The organism is Flavobacterium dankookense (assembly GCF_004362665.1).
In the GTDB taxonomy this organism is placed as follows: domain Bacteria; phylum Bacteroidota; class Bacteroidia; order Flavobacteriales; family Flavobacteriaceae; genus Flavobacterium; species Flavobacterium dankookense.
In genome coordinates, this window is record NZ_SNXR01000012.1 from 126,160 (window position 1) to 141,212 (window position 15,053).

The window sequence follows — 15,053 nt, forward strand, 5'->3', positions numbered from 1 at the left end:
TAATTAAACATTCAATTTATTAATGATGAGCATCATCGTGATGATGTTCTTCATTAGCTGCACCAAAATATAGTGCTGATAACATAGTGAAAATATAAGCCTGTAAAGCGGCAACTAAAATCTCTAATAATGATAATGCAAAAGCAAGTACGAAAGATAAACTACTTCCTAACCAATTTTTGAAAATAAACATCAATCCTATTATACTCATTAATACAACGTGTCCTGCAACTATGTTTGCATAGAGACGTATCATCAATGAGAAAGGCTTAATGATTGTACCTAGTAATTCAATTGGCGCTAAAACTAATTTCATTGGCGCTGGAACTCCAGGCATCCAGAAAATGTGTCCCCAATAATTTTTATTAGCTGTAAAAGTTGTAATCAAATAAGTTATCAATGCTAAACCTGCTGTAATAGCAATATTTCCTGTAACGTTTACTCCTAGTGGTGTTAATCCGAAAATATTAAGAAACCAAACGAAGAAGAAAATTGTCAACAAATAACTCATGTATTTTTTGTGATTTTTTCCAATGTTTGGAATTGCAATATCATCTCTAATGTAAAGAATGATTGGCTCAAAGAAACGACCAGCACCTTTAGCAATTCCACCGTTTTTTGCATATGATTTTGCCAAACTTGTAAATAATAAGAACATGATTATCGAAACCACCAACATCATGAATACGTTTTTAGTTATAGAAAAATCAAATGGCTTTTCATTTGTTGCATGATGTTTTGCATCAACAGCAACTTGCTCTTCAGCATTGGCAACTTTGTAAATTTTTCCGTGAAATAATCTATAGAAATTTCCGTTACTTTCTGCAGCGCTTTCTCCATGGTGGAATTTTGAAGAAGAAAACAAATGCAAACCATTATCCCAAAGAATAACTGGTAATGGGAAACCAATGTGGTGTTCTACTTCTGCATCATCTTTATAAGAAAACAAATGAAAATCATAAGAGTCTTGTAAGTGATGATTAATAAATTCTTTAATCTCGGTTTTTAAGTCTTTCGATTCTTCTTCGTGATGTACAGTAGTTGTCTCAGTAGTAACAGAAGTGTGCTCAACAATTGTTGAGTCGTTTGTAGGATTTGCAACCGTTACTAATGGCAAAAATGCTACTAATGTTGCAACTATAAAATGGAGTGGTTTTTTTGAAATCACCATATCTGATTTTATCTAAAATTTTATTTCTTCAAATTTGGTGCAAAAGTACAATTTTAATTAATATGAAAAAGTATAACTTTTGTTTTTTTAATTGAATTGTCAATTTTTATTCCATTTATTGCTTATTGTTTAAAATTCTGATGGTTAAAAGTGTTTCTATTGCCAAAAACCAAATGAAAACAATGAAAAAGTTTATTTTTTCAGTTGCATTATCATCGGTTGTTGTGGCTAAAATTGGTCGTAATAAAAAATAAGCCACTCCCATTTTTATCGAGGTTACTATTAAATAGGTATAACCAACGTTATCTAAGTTTTTTGTTCTAACGAATAAAAGCAAACTCATTATTACAACTGAAAATAAAAAAAACAATACATATAAATAGACTATTGAATATGTCCACTTTTTTAATTCCAGCTTTGGAACAACATTTTCTACCAGAAAAAAATTGATTACAAAAGCGATTATTGAAATTATAAAAAGGTGTAAAAAGGTTTTGAAAGCCATTATGAATTTGGGAGCATTATTCGTTTTTATTGATTTCTTTCAATTGTCGATTGATGTTGTAAAAGGCAACGGCTACTCCAAAAATTACAAGGATTTTGACATACCAATCGTTTTTATTTGGATATTTTTCATCGAGCCAATCGCCCAAAGCGGCAAACAGAAATATGATTATTCCCATTTGGATAGGAATATTAATGAGTTGCAACCATTTGTTAGCTTGCTTTTTCTTCTGTTGATTGTCCATCGTGTGGAAGGTTTTTTACTTGTGGTTTCATGACACAAGTGGCACTAAATTCGGCTCCAGGTTCAACAGAAAGTTTTCCGCAAATCACTTCGCCCTTGATATGTGCTTTTGATTTAATATTTAAAATTTCAAGCACTTGTATTTTTCCTTCAAAAACTCCTTCAATATCGGCATTTTTACAAATCACATCGCCTTTTACCATTCCGGCTGGACCAATTACAAGTTTGCCTTTAGATTGAAAATTTCCAATTAAATGTCCATCCAAACGAAAATCAGCAGGTGAAGAAATGTTTCCCTGAATGATTGTTCCTTCGACGATTCTATTGGTTTTTCCCAATAAATCGGTGTATGATTTTGGACTTTTTTCAAACATAATTTATCTTTTCTTTTCTGTTCCCTGCATTCCTGGTGTTGGTGGCAATCCGAAATTTTCTTCTTCCTTTTGTATATTTGATTTGTTACTGCTTTTTTGTTTATCTTTTAACAAATCATTCTTCATGTTTTTTATATCAGCTTTATTTCTAGATTGCTCTTCTTGTTGTGGTTGTGGTTTTTCTTCTTGTTGAACAACAACTCTTTCAATGGTTCCATCCCAATTTGGTTGTTGTGGATTTTCAACAAGTTTTCCCGCTAAATAATCTTCGAGATTTTTCTTGATTTGAACAACCGTATAGTTTTCTGCACACATTATAATAGGTGTGTCTTGTACTTTATATTCCTTAAATTCTTTTAGAATGGATGCAATTCCTTTGGCATATTCTTCCGATTTCATTCCATGAATAACTACAAAATTATCCGTCATCGTATAAATATCTAATGAAACAAACATTTTATCTAATGTTCTTTCTTTAATAAATTTTGCAATTTTGTCGCGAAGTGTTTTTGTGTTTTTATCTTCAAAATCTTTAGTACTGTAAAGAATTTTCCAATTCGTAGAAGGATATTTTCCTAATTGCAGCGCTTCAAGTTTTGGAATACTAACAGCTAATAAATTTTCTGCTTTTTTCCCTTCTTCTACATTTGGATAGTTGAGTGCTACAAAATTGAGTGCTTTTTTATATTCTTCTAATCCGGTTAATTTTCCAATTAAATGAGCTTTCAATAACTCAAATTTTGGCACCATTTCGTCACCTGTAAATCGGTCAATTGCTAAATTTGTCTGTGTTAAAACGGTTTTGAATTCACCATTTTGGTATTGATCATATAAATTTTCATAAACTACATTTGGTGAATCGCTTGCTGCTTCAACTTCAATTGAAGGATTTAATAAAATTTGTGCATATCTCGATTCTGGATATTGTGCAATGATTTTTGCTTTCATTGCTGCGGCTTTTTCTTTGTCAATTATTTCATAAATCTTATAAAGATTATACATTGATGGTAGCACTAATCTTTCTTCTGGATTGTATGTTAATAGTTTTTCTAGTTTGTTTGCCGCTAATTGATATTCTTTGAACTTTTCTTTATAAATAGAACCTAATTGATAATAAGCAAAATTTCTTTCTTTCCCTAAACTATCAATCACAGTTTGCGAAGTTGGCAATTGACTTGTGTAAAACTTCGTATCATATCTTTCTTCTTCGGTTGCTGATTTTGTCTTCTTACTATCCTCATTTTCAGCAACAGTTTTATCATCTTCTTTTGAATTTGAAGCTGAAGTAACTGTTCTCCAATTGTCTTGTAAGCTTCTTCTTCCCCAAATTTTAGTAAACTCAATTTTACCATATTCGAGTGTTGCTGTGTTATAGAAATAAAATTTACTCTCTTTTTGATTTCCTTTTTCAATTGAATTTTTAATTGAAATATTGGATTTTTTTTGCGAATCACTTCCATCTACAGCAGTTGGAGCATTTTGATTTCTTTCTTCGTTTTCTCTAACAATTTCCTGTTTTTCTAATTCTTTTTTTAGCTTTTCGTCTTCAATTTTTAGCTTATCAATGTGTTTTTGAAAAAAAGCAGTTCTGTCGTTTTCAGACATATTTACCAAAGAAAGAATACTATCATTTCGCTGAGCAATTCCTTCATATTTAATTACGTCTTCAAGATTTTCGCGTTTCTTTTTAATGGCAAGAAACTCACGGGTTCTTGGTTTTAAGTTGACCAATGTACTATCAAAATATTTTCCTGCTGTTACATACTTTGCACTATTAAAATAAATATCAGCTAAATTTCTATAATTGGAAGCTGTAAGATAAGTATCAGCAGATTTCTTTTTTAAAGAGACATTATAATATTTTTTTGCTTGCACAAAATTTTTCTTCTTATCATAAAACAAAGCCATTTGGTGATTTAAAACATCAAGATAAGGTCTGTTTTCTCTGTCTTCGAGAAGGTCATTATATTTTTCTAGAAAGGCAATTGTATCTCCTTTTTCATAGTCAAAATACTTGGCTTGTTTTTCGTGAGCATGAATTACATATTGTCTTGCGGCTTTTCTATTCATATCAATAACCGCTTGATAACTAGCGTTTGCACTATCTTTTAATCCCATTTCATCATATAACTGACCTAGTATAAAATGATATCTCGAAACTTCTTCGTTAGATTTTGTGAATTCTTTTGCTATTTTTAATTTAGCAACTGCACTGTCTTTTTCTTCAAGATTTAAAAATGCTTGGGCCAAAGTTGCATTTGCATCAGCAAAAATCTGGTCTTTAAATTTAATTTCTTTTAATAATTTTCGAAGATTATTTACCGCCAAAGCATCATTTTCTAGACGCATATTGGTTTTTTCTCTCCAAATTTTTACTTCATAAATCTTATCACTGCTCGGATATTTGTACAAAACATAATTAAAAGCTTCCAATGCTGGAACAAAACGTTGATCATAGTAACGTGCTTTTCCTAACATCAAATGTGCTTCATCCATTTGTGGATTTTTTTCAGAACCTTGAATGTTCATTGAATGCTTTTGAATGGCTTTGATGGCTTTGGTTTCTGCTCTTTCAAAATTGGCATTTTTGGTTTCGCCAGGAAGAATTTTTTCTTCGGAAATTTGCATTCTTTCAACAGGAAGTCGTTCCCAAAAATTATCTTGATACTGCGTTTTTAAATCAACTAAACCTTTATCAAGTGCTAAACCACCGTTGTATAAAATGTTGTATTTTGTGCTTAGCGCGTGAGAATTTCTGGATAGAAAAGTATTCTTTTTAGTAGAACAAGCTATCAAAAAAAAGAGAAATCCAAGTATGAGTATATATTTTGTTTGCTTTGTTTTCAATGTGAAACGTTTGATTTATAACGTAAAAATGTACTATTTAGTATAACTAACTGGTAAAAATACGTTTCTTTTTGATATGGCAAAAAAATAGCTGTATGTTTTTTACAACAAACAGCTATTATACTTTTTTATCTATTGAATTATACTGCGAAAAACGCCTCTAATTCTTTCAATGTTTCTGGCGATGTTTGAATGTCTTTTACAATTTCACCTTTGTTTAATGCTACAATTCGGTTGCAAACCTCAACCGTGTGAACCAAATCATGACTAGAAACTAGAACAGTTGTATTAGTATCATCGGCTAATTCTTTGATAATTTTTTTTAAACGATTTACAGTTGTTGGATCAAGATTAGCAAATGGTTCGTCAAGAATTACCACTTCTGGATTTCCAATTAAAGCTGCTATAATTCCAACTTTTTTCATGTTTCCTTTTGATAAATCGCGAAGGTATTTTTTGCTTTTTAAAATTTCGCCATTGAAAAACTCTTCATGTTTTGCCAATAAAGTGTCAACATCGGCTTTATTTTGATTGCGTAATTCGCCAATGAAATAAAAATATTCTTCGGCTGTTAAATAACCTATCAAGAAACTTTCATCGATGAAAGCTGCGGTGAAAGGTTTCCATGCTTCGCTGGTGTTTACTTGAACATTGTTGTTGATAATATGGCCAGAACTTGGTTGAATTAAATCTAATAGTAAACTGAAAAAAGTGGTTTTTCCTGCACCATTATTTCCAACCAAACCAAAGCTTTGTCCTTTTGGAATTTCTAGCGATTCAACGTTTAATACTTTAACTCCGTTGTTATATGTTTTTGAAAGATTATGTACTTGTATCATTTTGAAAATAGTTTAAAAGTTTATGGTTTATGAGTTTTTAGGTTTCGATAACTGAATACTAAAAACTGTCCCGACGCTTCGGGACTGAATACTAATTTTTTTGTTTGTAAGCGGCGATGGTTGCATATTTTTCGGATTTGTAGATTTTTTCGATTTTAGAAAATACATAATCTCTAAATAAAAAACCAATAACTCCAGCTAATGCTACGAAAAGTAACCCAATATTTGGTGAAAAAAGATAATAACCTGCTGCATATAAAACCATTGGTAAAGCCATTTTTGGAATAGCAATCAGCATTGTTTTTACGTTAAAAGCTTGTTTGTCTCCAAATGCTTGTTTGCTCGTGGTTAAATCGATTGGTGTTTTTACAAAAGCGCCACCAAGCATTACCAAGTGTGAATTTACTCCGATGTTGAAAATAGCTGCAACGACAACGATTAAATAAGTGTGAATTCCAAAATAAAGATAGAATGATGCTAAAAGTGTTGAAATTACTGTTCCAATAACCATCAACCACCATTTTGATTTGATGTATTCTTTGTAAGGAATGTTTTGGCTCATTAATAGTTGATAATAAGCACTATCCCAACTTGGAATAAATTGTCCAAACGTGAACAAAAATCCACCTGAAACAAAAATTCCTGCAAAGACTTTCATTGCTGGATTATCATAAGCTTCAATCGAACTAGTAAAAAATAATAATCCATAGAAAACAAACACAACACTCATAATCAAAGTCGTTTTTGAGCGTTTATTTCTTCTCAATAATCGGATATCGTTTTTTAAAAAAGTTCCTAATGTTCCAAATTGTTCTAACCAAGTATAATTTTCAGTTTGAGCTACTTCACTTTTCTTAGCCAAACCTTCGTCCAAATTTAGATTGCTTTTGAAAAATTGGAACGAAAAATAATAAGCCGCAATTAAGAAAAGTACTGGAAGTAAAAACAAATAATTGGTGTCATACATTCCTTGAAAAAACGGTTGTGTATAAGCTGTAATATCAAAAATATTGTAATAGTGTGTCAATCCCAATCCAGCAAAAACAGCCAAAACACTATAGAAAACAGCATCTTTATTGTTGATAAGAATATTGATAAAATTATTGAAATACACCAAAGCAAACATGGCAATATTCCACAAAATGGCTTGATAACCATAACCTTTTATCAATAAAACTATCGTAAACGGAATGAAAAACAATGCGTGTGTCCAATTGAAAAAAGACAAAGCTGTTTTTCCTAATGAAAAATGCACAATCGTTCCTTTCTTGATGGGTAAAGTTAGCAATGGACGAATGTTCATTACCGGCATTTTTTGCAGAAAATAACGGATTAGTAAATCTACTGCAAAATAATAAATCATAAATTTATTTACGGTTTGCAGAGGTTCAAAGCCTTCTTTATCTAAAATAAAGTAGACTGTAGTTCCAAGTATTGCAAAACAAGCTAAGAAATACAATGCTACTAATCCCATGATGATTTTCATGGCTAAATTAGTGCCGAATGATGCTGACCGCAGAAAAGATTTCCACTCGAGCCAAATAAAATGTTTGAACATAGATTTTTGTTTTTGGTTGTAAAAGTTAGTTTCTAAAGATAGGAATTTGTTACAAATACTGTAAAAAATTCGTCAATTCGAGTATTTTTTGGTTCGGTTCTCGATACTTTTTCTTCCAGAAAAAACTCGAACTGACGAACCAAAAAGTGTATCGAGAACACGAATTTTAATTTGCAATTTTATATTCAGGATAGGTTTCTTTCAAAAAATCTTCGGCTTTTGACGGAATTAAAACCAGCATGATATATTCGGTTAAACCTAATAAAATCAATAGAAAACTAAACAATAACAGCAATCCATCATGATAATTTTCGCCTTTTAAATGAAGTGCAAATTGTATCGGTAAATTAATCAATCCAGCCGAAGAACTGTAGCCAAACATGATTTCTTTCAGCAACCATTTTTTACCGTTTTGCTTGTTTCTCTTCTTATTTCTTTGCATCAAAATTGCTATTCCTAAAAAATAGAGTACAACCAATATAAAAAATAAGCTTTGCACAACCAATGCGCCCAACGTTATCGATTTTATAAAATAAAATACAATTCCAATAGCAGCGACTGTTCCGATGATTTTTGGAACCGAAAAAAAAGTTTTTAATTCGCTTAAAACCAATTTATTGTACTTTTTATTCAATACTGATTGTCTTTGTTCAACCACATCCATAAACCCAAAAACACCAAATTTTTTGAACTCAATTTGTAACGCTTCTTCAAAAGATAATTTTGGATTTTGTTGCCATTGTTCTTCAATAGCATTGGCTAAATGATCAACCAATTCGGTTTGCAAATCATAGTATTCCACGTAATGTTGACGTGTGAATTTGTATAATCTTTCTATTTGTTCTTGAGATAACTTCATTTATTGTGTCAATTGAAACTGTTTTTGGTTAAATTTTCTAAGTTGTTGGATAAAATAAATAACATATCCAATAATCAAGTAGCTGAATATTGTTAAAGTAACTTCTGAAACATTTTTTCTTCCAAAAATCGGTAAGAAAAAAATCTTAAACCAATAGATAACATTTATTATAACAACACTGCTTTCAATGCTGTAAAATTTCTTTTTTAAATAAAAATCAAAATAACCAATTTGAAATAAAGCAATTGAAATAAAAAGTAAAAAAAATAAATTATTAACTGTAAAATCTTTATTAAAATATGAATTAAAATCTACACTCTTATAAAAAACAAAAAGTAAAAGAGCTATTGTCAATTGATATGGTTTTACTAAAAAAAATAAAAATTGCTTGATGGTATCCCATGAATAATTATATCTGCTTTTATTGTTTTTTAAGATGGCTTTTTTGTGAACTACCATGTAATCTTTAAAAGCATTATAAAAGTCGATGTTGTTTTTCTCCATCATTTCTTCAACGCCAGTGGCAATGTGGTCAATCATTTCATAGCGAATGTCAATATAAACCACATCCGAATTTTCTAAATAAGTGTCAATAAATTGAATGTTTTCTTTAGTAGCTTTCATTCTAAGTCAATTTAGGATTTACAATACTTTGCATATTTCTAATAAATTCTTCTAGTTCTGCTAATCGATTTATGGTTTCAGAAGTTCCTTTTTCAGTGAGTTTATAATATTTACGCAGTCGATTGTCCACGTTTTCAATTTCTACTTCAAGAACGCCTTCGGCTTCCAGTTTATGCAACGCTGGATACAATGCACCTTCTGTGATTTTCAATTCGCCTTTGGTAATTTCTTTTACTTTTTGGGTAATTTCATATCCATACATTCTGCCGTTTTCTTCCAATAGTTTCATCACTATCGTGGTCAAACTTCCTTTATATAATTGCGAGTTTTTCATATCATTGCGGATTTATGAAGCAATCTTACGTTTGCAACAGTACAAATATACATAAGTCTTTTATATACCTAAGATTTCTATGTATAAAATTTTGATTTGAAGATATAGTGTTACAAATTACCCATTGTTAGTCATTCCGAAAGAATCTGACAATATAAATTATCAACAATTGTCAAGTGGGATTCCTACGGAATGAGAATAGCGACGATTAAATTTACATTGAAGTTGAAGTTGATTTTTGAAATTGATTTTTGAACTTGATATTCTTACCTTTGTAAAAAAAAATCTATGTCCTCATTCTATAAATTACATATCAAAGAAGTAAAACGCGAAACTGTCAATTCAATTTCTGTTTCTTTTTCTATCCCTAACGAACTACAATCGGCTTATCAATTTGTTGCTGGTCAATACATTAATTTAAAATTGACGCTTGATGGACAAGAAATTCGTCGTGCTTATTCGATTTGTTCCTCGCCAAATAGTGGTGAACTTCGCATTGCTATTAAATCCGTTCAAAACGGTCATTTTTCGAAATTTGCGAACGACAATTTAAAAGTTGGTGATATTATTGAAGTAAGCCAACCTGAAGGAAGATTTACTTTTGAACCTAGTGCTGATAGACAAAAAAATTATGCAGGTTTCGCTGCCGGAAGCGGAATTACGCCAGTCATGTCTATCTTGAAATCGGTTTTAGAAAGCGAACCTAACAGTACTTTCGTTTTGGTTTATGGAAATAAAAATGCAGAAGAAACTATATTCCACCAAGAACTTCATGACTTACAATTGCAATATGTTGGACGCTTTTTTGTTCATTATGTTTACAGTCAAATTAAAGTAGAAAACGAACTTTTTGGTCGAATAGACAAATCGGCTGTGAATTTTATTCTTAACAATAAGCACAAAGAAAAAGAGTTTGACAAATTCTACCTTTGCGGACCAGAAGAAATGATTAATCTGGTTACCAATGTTTTAAAAGAACATAATGTAGCCGATAAAAATATTAAATTCGAATTGTTTTCTACTTCTTCAGACGAAAATTCGAAAGCAAGTTCACATGAAGGCCATACCAAAATTACGGTAATGGTGGACGATGAAGAAACTACTTTCGAAATGTCACAAAAACAAACCGTTCTTGAAGCGGCTTTAAAACAAGGAATTGATGCGCCTTACTCTTGTCAAGGTGGCATTTGCAGTTCGTGTTTAGCACGAATTACAAACGGTTCAGCCGAAATGAAAAAGAATTCCATTTTAACCGATGGCGAAGTTGCCGAAGGTTTGATTTTAACGTGTCAAGCACATCCAACATCGGCAGAAATTTATGTGGATTTTGATGATGTTTAGTCAGTTGACAGTGTTCAGATTTTAGTGTTCAGTTGAATAGAGTGTTGAAATTAATTAAAATAAAATGAATGACTTGTTATTTTATTTATTTGGATTTGTTTTTCTATTCTTATTTGGATTTTTAGTTTCTAAATTCAATAACAAATATTCTAATAATTTATCTTCGGAATTAGATCCAACTTTAATAAAAATTCTTGGAAAAAAATGTTCCGTAAAGAAGATTAATTCATCTGATATTGTTGACAAACGCTTTACATTTGATAACTGTAACCTATTTGTATCAGATAAGTTCATTGCCTTTCAAGGCATACAAAATATAACATTTAAACAAATACTTGTCAATATTATTTTCTGCGAAAACCAATCAGAAATAAAACTTTTAAAATGGGATGTTGTTAAACCTATTTCAGTAGAATTATCAAAAAATGAGAATGAGATAAAAGTTGTTTTTAAACCTACTAAATCAATTAGTTCTTCAGATTATTCACTGATTATTAAAGACTTAAGCGTTTTAGAGTTTAAAAATTTAAGTAAAATAGTCACTTATTCTATTGTATAAACCATGAAAAACAAACTAGAGATATTTAAAAAAGCTCCTGATCTTTTGGATGAACCCGAAGTTCAGGAGCTTTTGGATTATTGCGAACGATTGGAAGACGAGTTAGTTGACTTAAAATTTGAAAAAGAAAAAAGCAAAGAACTCATTATGCTTGACATGATTAAGGAAGTCATAAATGGTTGTAATGCTATTGAAAAAGAACAGTTGGAACACGAACGATTTGGATATGAAGCACCGAATTATCAAGCTACAATTTCCAATCTAAAAAGCTATATTGTAGAGATTTGCAGAATAAATAAGATTTATTTGTGACTTTTTAAACCATTAAGAAATTAAGAAAAGTTAAGGCAAATCTTAATGAAACTTAATTTCTTAATGGTTCAATTCCAAATTAACTTTTTCCACAACACTTTCCACCGAAATACTTCGCATTATCTCTTCATATCCTGCGACTTTTTTATTTCCATAAACCGAAGTTGGCAATAACGGATATTGATTTCTATCAGCAGTTAGACAATTTTCGAGCGGTTGATTGAATGGTGCAAATCCAGCAAAAGGGTGTGTTGCACCCCAAAGTGTGATGACTTTTATACCTAACATTGAGGCAATATGAGCATTTCCACTATCCATAGAAAGCATTACATCAAGATTAGAAATGAACTGTAATTCTTGATTGAATTTTAGTTTTCCGGCTACAACGATACAGTTTTCTCTTTGCTTTGCTAAAATATTTAGTTTCTCTATTTCTTCATTTCCACCACCAAAAAGGAAGATTTTATATTGAGTATTTTCCGCTAATAAATCAATTACTTTTTGCATCAAATCCAAAGGATATACTTTACTTTCATATTGAGCAAATGGTGCAATTCCAATCCATTTAAAATTATCTTTTTTGCCTGAAATACTCAAAATTTCTTCAGATAAAATAGCTTTTTCAGGGAAATTTGGTAAAGATAAATCAACAGAAAAACCTAGTTTTTTAAACGTTTCAACATGTCTTTCAACCATCGTTTTTACGGGTTGAAAAACTTTATTTTCGGCACGAGTTAGTGCTTTTTTTTCGGCTCTGCCTTTGTCGGTTGCTGCCACTTTTTTTCCTGACAATGAAAATAAGGTTCGTATGATTTGGGAACGTAAAACATTATGCAAATCGGCAACAGCATCGATGTTTAATTGTTGCAAATCAGAATATAATTTCAACAATCCGAAGAAACCTTTGTGTCGTTTTTTTACGTCAACTGCAAAAAATTCTACATTGGGAATCCCGTCAAAAAAAGGTTTGAAAAACGGTCGAGAAACGACTGTGATTTTTACGGTTAAATGCTGTTCAACCATTGCTCGAATAACTGGAACTGTCATAGCAACATCGCCCATTGCTGAGAGACGAATTACGGCGATATGTTGAATTGGTTTTGACAAAATTTAAGAGTAAAATTGTCATTCCGAGGAACGAGGAATCTCATGATGTTGATGTGATTTCTCCTTCATCGAAATGACAAAAAGAAGTTTATTTCTTATTCTGATACAACACAGGATTCAAATCATCATCGTTGTACATTTTCATTTGTTTGTACACTTTCATGAACTTATCACCATTTTCAATATCCGTTAGTAAATCATTGATTGAGGTAAACATGTCGCTTTTTTGATCCAACAAAACGTTTAATTTTTCTTGGCATTTTGCTCTGTGTTCTGCTGTTGCATCAACACGAGTTGCTTCTTCATTCATGTGGTAAATTTTTAGAGCTAAAATCGATAATCTATCAATTGCCCAAGCTGGACTTTCGGTATTGATTTTGGCATTTGGTTTTACTTGAACCGAAGCATATTTTTGAAGAAAATAACTGTCAATATATTCTACCATATCCGTACGAACTTGATTGGAAGCGTCAATTTTTCGTTTTAAATCTAAAGCTGCTAATGGATCAATCTGAGGATCACGAATGATGTCTTCATAATGCCATTGAACGGTATCAACCCAATTCTTTGCATACAAAAGATACTCTATGCTTCCTTTTTCATAAGGATTTACTGTTGGTTGATATACATCATTAATTATGTGATAATCCTTGATGCTTTGTTCAAATATTGGAAAGGCAAACTGTGAAAACATAATAGTAAAATTTTATTGCAAAGATAGTTTTTATACTTTTACCCAAACATACAAATTTTTGGCATTATGCACATTCATTATATTTCGGAACAAAACAGTATTCTAAACCATTTTCTAGCACAAATTCGTGATGTTTCTATCCAAAAAGACAGCATGCGTTTTAGGAAAAACATTGAACGTATTGGCGAAATTATGGCGTATGAACTCAGCAAAACTTTAGATTATAAAGCAATTGATGTGCAAACTCCGCTTGGCATAAAACATACGACAACCGTTGCCGAACCTGTAGTTTTGTGTTCTATTCTTCGTGCTGGATTGGCTTTGCATACTGGTTTTATGAACTTTTTTGACGATGCCGAAAACGGATTTGTTTCAGCCTATCGACATCATTATGACAACGATGATAAATTTGAAATTCTGGTCGAATATCAAGCTGCGCCTTCATTTGAAGGGAAAAATTTAATTCTAATTGATCCAATGTTAGCAACAGGACAATCGATTGTTGCTGTTTTGCATAAATTACATTTGGAACAAAAACCAAAAGAAATTCACATTGCAGTCGTTATTGCTGCGCCAGAAGGAATTGCTTATTTAGAAGAAAATCTTCCGAAAAACTGTCATCTTTGGGTTGCTGCTTTGGATGAAAAACTAAACGAGAAAAATTATATAATTCCTGGTCTTGGCGATGCTGGAGATTTAGCTTATGGAAGTAAATTATAGCTGAAAGAAAAAGCACGTTATTGTTGCAATGGCAACGGTAAATAATACAATTTCTTGATAGGTTTTGTTGTGCGAATACTCTATGTTGTTTGTACACAAAACAGATAATGGTAAAAATGTAAATACTAAAATCGCATTACTTTTTTCGGGAGAAAAAAGGAAAATTACTATCCCAACAAAGAAACTAAAAATCATCTTTTTATAAGAAGCTTGAAGCACTAATGGTTTATTTCCCAATGTAAAAATCATCGAAAAAACGAAATAAATACTAGTTAGAGCAAAAATAGTTAAGGCCACTTTTTTATAATTATTTACAAAATAATCCCATTGAAAATTCATCTGAGTTTGACTAATAATTTGTGAAATCCAAGTAACATCAAACAGTAATGAAAATAGAATAAAAATTACTGCCGAAGCACCAAATGCAATAAATGGAACTAACCAGTTTCTATAATCTCTTGAAACATGAAAAACAATTGAAACATACACAATAAATAAAAAAAGTATACACCAAAAGTGAAACAAACAAGCAAAAAATATCCAAAGTGAAGCGTCAAAAATCTTTTCTTTTGGAGCTTTTAAAGTCTGTAATGAAATAATTCTTCGAGTAGCGAGAAGAATAAAAAAATTAGCTAGAATAAGTTTTAGATTATTTAAAATTGATGGGAATAAAACCAAAAAAAGTAAAAAAAACAAAATCGCATAACTACTGTTTTTGGTCAATCCGTTTTTCTTAACAATAAAATTTACAACAAAAAATGATGCCAACAATAATACCAAAATAATTGATTTTTCTACAATTGAAGAAACTTCTTTACTTGTATTAATCTGATTAATTTGAGCAAAAGAAAAAAAGAAAAGTAGCAGCAATACAACTAATGTATAATTTAAAAAGGTAGATTTTTTAAAAATGCTTGTTATCATAAGGATATTTTATACTTTTGTGACTGTAAATATAATACTTGT

General features: G+C 30.9%; 17 protein-coding genes. 4 read left to right on the forward strand and 13 right to left on the reverse strand.

The window, feature by feature from the left end:
* Positions 1-19 precede the first annotated feature (19 nt).
* The 10 genes from atpB to BC748_RS04665 all read right to left on the reverse strand — a co-directional run bounded on the left by atpB (position 20) and on the right by BC748_RS04665 (position 9,354).
* Positions 20-1,171 carry a F0F1 ATP synthase subunit A gene (gene atpB, locus BC748_RS04620; RefSeq protein WP_133532301.1) on the reverse strand — a complete coding sequence of 384 codons (1,152 nt, stop codon included), beginning with the start codon at positions 1,169-1,171 and terminating at the stop codon, positions 20-22.
* 115 nt (positions 1,172-1,286) lie between these two features.
* Positions 1,287-1,514, reverse strand: a complete 228-nt coding sequence (locus tag BC748_RS14150) for a hypothetical protein (protein ID WP_162846410.1) — start codon at positions 1,512-1,514, stop codon at positions 1,287-1,289.
* Between the two features lie 178 nt (positions 1,515-1,692).
* Positions 1,693-1,920: an AtpZ/AtpI family protein gene (locus BC748_RS04630; RefSeq protein WP_133532303.1), complete on the reverse strand. Its 228-nt coding sequence runs from the start codon at positions 1,918-1,920 to the stop codon at positions 1,693-1,695.
* Positions 1,889-2,293: a bactofilin family protein gene (locus tag BC748_RS04635; RefSeq protein WP_133532304.1), complete on the reverse strand. Its 405-nt coding sequence runs from the start codon at positions 2,291-2,293 to the stop codon at positions 1,889-1,891. Before BC748_RS04635 ends, BC748_RS04630 begins: the two co-directional genes overlap by 32 nt.
* A 3-nt stretch (positions 2,294-2,296) precedes the next feature.
* Positions 2,297-5,140: a type IX secretion system periplasmic lipoprotein PorW/SprE gene (porW, locus tag BC748_RS04640; RefSeq protein WP_246014003.1), complete on the reverse strand. Its 2,844-nt coding sequence runs from the start codon at positions 5,138-5,140 to the stop codon at positions 2,297-2,299.
* 140 nt (positions 5,141-5,280) lie between these two features.
* Entirely contained in the window at positions 5,281-5,979 is a 699-nt protein-coding gene (locus BC748_RS04645) for an ABC transporter ATP-binding protein (protein ID WP_133532305.1), read from the reverse strand.
* Positions 5,980-6,070: 91 nt separating this feature from the next.
* A complete protein-coding gene (locus tag BC748_RS04650) occupies positions 6,071-7,537 on the reverse strand; it encodes a DUF5687 family protein (protein WP_133532306.1) in 1,467 nt (488 codons plus the stop codon).
* 166 nt (positions 7,538-7,703) lie between these two features.
* Positions 7,704-8,396, reverse strand: a complete 693-nt coding sequence (locus BC748_RS04655; protein WP_133532307.1) for a hypothetical protein — start codon at positions 8,394-8,396, stop codon at positions 7,704-7,706.
* Entirely contained in the window at positions 8,397-9,020 is a 624-nt protein-coding gene (locus tag BC748_RS04660) for a hypothetical protein (RefSeq protein WP_133532308.1), read from the reverse strand.
* 1 nt (position 9,021) lies between these two features.
* Entirely contained in the window at positions 9,022-9,354 is a 333-nt protein-coding gene (locus BC748_RS04665) for a PadR family transcriptional regulator (protein WP_133532309.1), read from the reverse strand.
* A gap of 288 nt (positions 9,355-9,642) precedes the next feature.
* Here BC748_RS04665 and BC748_RS04670 point away from each other — a divergent pair, with 288 nt between their 5' ends.
* From BC748_RS04670 to BC748_RS04680, 3 genes are all read left to right on the forward strand, one after another.
* Positions 9,643-10,695, forward strand: coding sequence for a ferredoxin--NADP reductase (locus BC748_RS04670; protein WP_133532310.1), 1,053 nt, complete (start codon positions 9,643-9,645; stop codon positions 10,693-10,695).
* Positions 10,696-10,768: 73 nt separating this feature from the next.
* The gene (locus tag BC748_RS04675; RefSeq protein WP_133532311.1) at positions 10,769-11,254 is read left to right on the forward strand and encodes a hypothetical protein; all 486 of its coding nucleotides are present in this window, start codon (positions 10,769-10,771) and stop codon (positions 11,252-11,254) included.
* Positions 11,255-11,257: 3 nt separating this feature from the next.
* Positions 11,258-11,566, forward strand: coding sequence for a hypothetical protein (locus BC748_RS04680; RefSeq protein WP_133532312.1), 309 nt, complete (start codon positions 11,258-11,260; stop codon positions 11,564-11,566).
* A gap of 60 nt (positions 11,567-11,626) precedes the next feature.
* On the opposite strand, the gene BC748_RS04685 is transcribed toward BC748_RS04680, so the two are convergent.
* Positions 11,627-12,628, reverse strand: coding sequence for a glycosyltransferase family 9 protein (locus tag BC748_RS04685; protein WP_133532679.1), 1,002 nt, complete (start codon positions 12,626-12,628; stop codon positions 11,627-11,629).
* A gap of 133 nt (positions 12,629-12,761) precedes the next feature.
* Positions 12,762-13,367, reverse strand: a complete 606-nt coding sequence (locus BC748_RS04690) for a DUF4254 domain-containing protein (protein WP_133532313.1) — start codon at positions 13,365-13,367, stop codon at positions 12,762-12,764.
* Positions 13,368-13,433: 66 nt separating this feature from the next.
* On the opposite strand from BC748_RS04690, the gene upp reads away from it, so the two are divergent.
* Positions 13,434-14,087, forward strand: a complete 654-nt coding sequence (upp, locus tag BC748_RS04695; protein ID WP_133532314.1) for a uracil phosphoribosyltransferase — start codon at positions 13,434-13,436, stop codon at positions 14,085-14,087.
* On the opposite strand, the gene BC748_RS04700 is transcribed toward upp, so the two are convergent.
* Positions 14,082-15,011, reverse strand: a complete 930-nt coding sequence (locus BC748_RS04700; RefSeq protein ID WP_133532315.1) for a DUF6427 family protein — start codon at positions 15,009-15,011, stop codon at positions 14,082-14,084. The genes upp and BC748_RS04700 overlap by 6 nt on opposite strands.
* Positions 15,012-15,053: the final 42 nt, after the last annotated feature.

What these genes read in the sequence shown, in the direction of transcription:
- BC748_RS04685 (WP_133532679.1), bottom strand. Translation starts at nt 12,628, where the DNA reads ATGGGCGATGTTGCTATGACAGTTCCAGTTATTCGAGCAATGGTTGAA.
- BC748_RS04670 (WP_133532310.1), top strand. Translation starts at nt 9,643, where the DNA reads ATGTCCTCATTCTATAAATTACATATCAAAGAAGTAAAACGCGAAACT.
- BC748_RS04630 (WP_133532303.1), bottom strand. Translation starts at nt 1,920, where the DNA reads ATGGACAATCAACAGAAGAAAAAGCAAGCTAACAAATGGTTGCAACTC.
- BC748_RS04700 (WP_133532315.1), bottom strand. Translation starts at nt 15,011, where the DNA reads ATGATAACAAGCATTTTTAAAAAATCTACCTTTTTAAATTATACATTA.
- BC748_RS04655 (WP_133532307.1), bottom strand. Translation starts at nt 8,396, where the DNA reads ATGAAGTTATCTCAAGAACAAATAGAAAGATTATACAAATTCACACGT.
- BC748_RS04645 (WP_133532305.1), bottom strand. Translation starts at nt 5,979, where the DNA reads ATGATACAAGTACATAATCTTTCAAAAACATATAACAACGGAGTTAAA.
- atpB (WP_133532301.1), bottom strand. Translation starts at nt 1,171, where the DNA reads ATGGTGATTTCAAAAAAACCACTCCATTTTATAGTTGCAACATTAGTA.
- BC748_RS04665 (WP_133532309.1), bottom strand. Translation starts at nt 9,354, where the DNA reads ATGAAAAACTCGCAATTATATAAAGGAAGTTTGACCACGATAGTGATG.
- upp (WP_133532314.1), top strand. Translation starts at nt 13,434, where the DNA reads ATGCACATTCATTATATTTCGGAACAAAACAGTATTCTAAACCATTTT.
- BC748_RS04660 (WP_133532308.1), bottom strand. Translation starts at nt 9,020, where the DNA reads ATGAAAGCTACTAAAGAAAACATTCAATTTATTGACACTTATTTAGAA.
- BC748_RS04690 (WP_133532313.1), bottom strand. Translation starts at nt 13,367, where the DNA reads ATGTTTTCACAGTTTGCCTTTCCAATATTTGAACAAAGCATCAAGGAT.
- BC748_RS04680 (WP_133532312.1), top strand. Translation starts at nt 11,258, where the DNA reads ATGAAAAACAAACTAGAGATATTTAAAAAAGCTCCTGATCTTTTGGAT.
- BC748_RS04635 (WP_133532304.1), bottom strand. Translation starts at nt 2,293, where the DNA reads ATGTTTGAAAAAAGTCCAAAATCATACACCGATTTATTGGGAAAAACC.
- BC748_RS14150 (WP_162846410.1), bottom strand. Translation starts at nt 1,514, where the DNA reads ATGAGTTTGCTTTTATTCGTTAGAACAAAAAACTTAGATAACGTTGGT.
- BC748_RS04650 (WP_133532306.1), bottom strand. Translation starts at nt 7,537, where the DNA reads ATGTTCAAACATTTTATTTGGCTCGAGTGGAAATCTTTTCTGCGGTCA.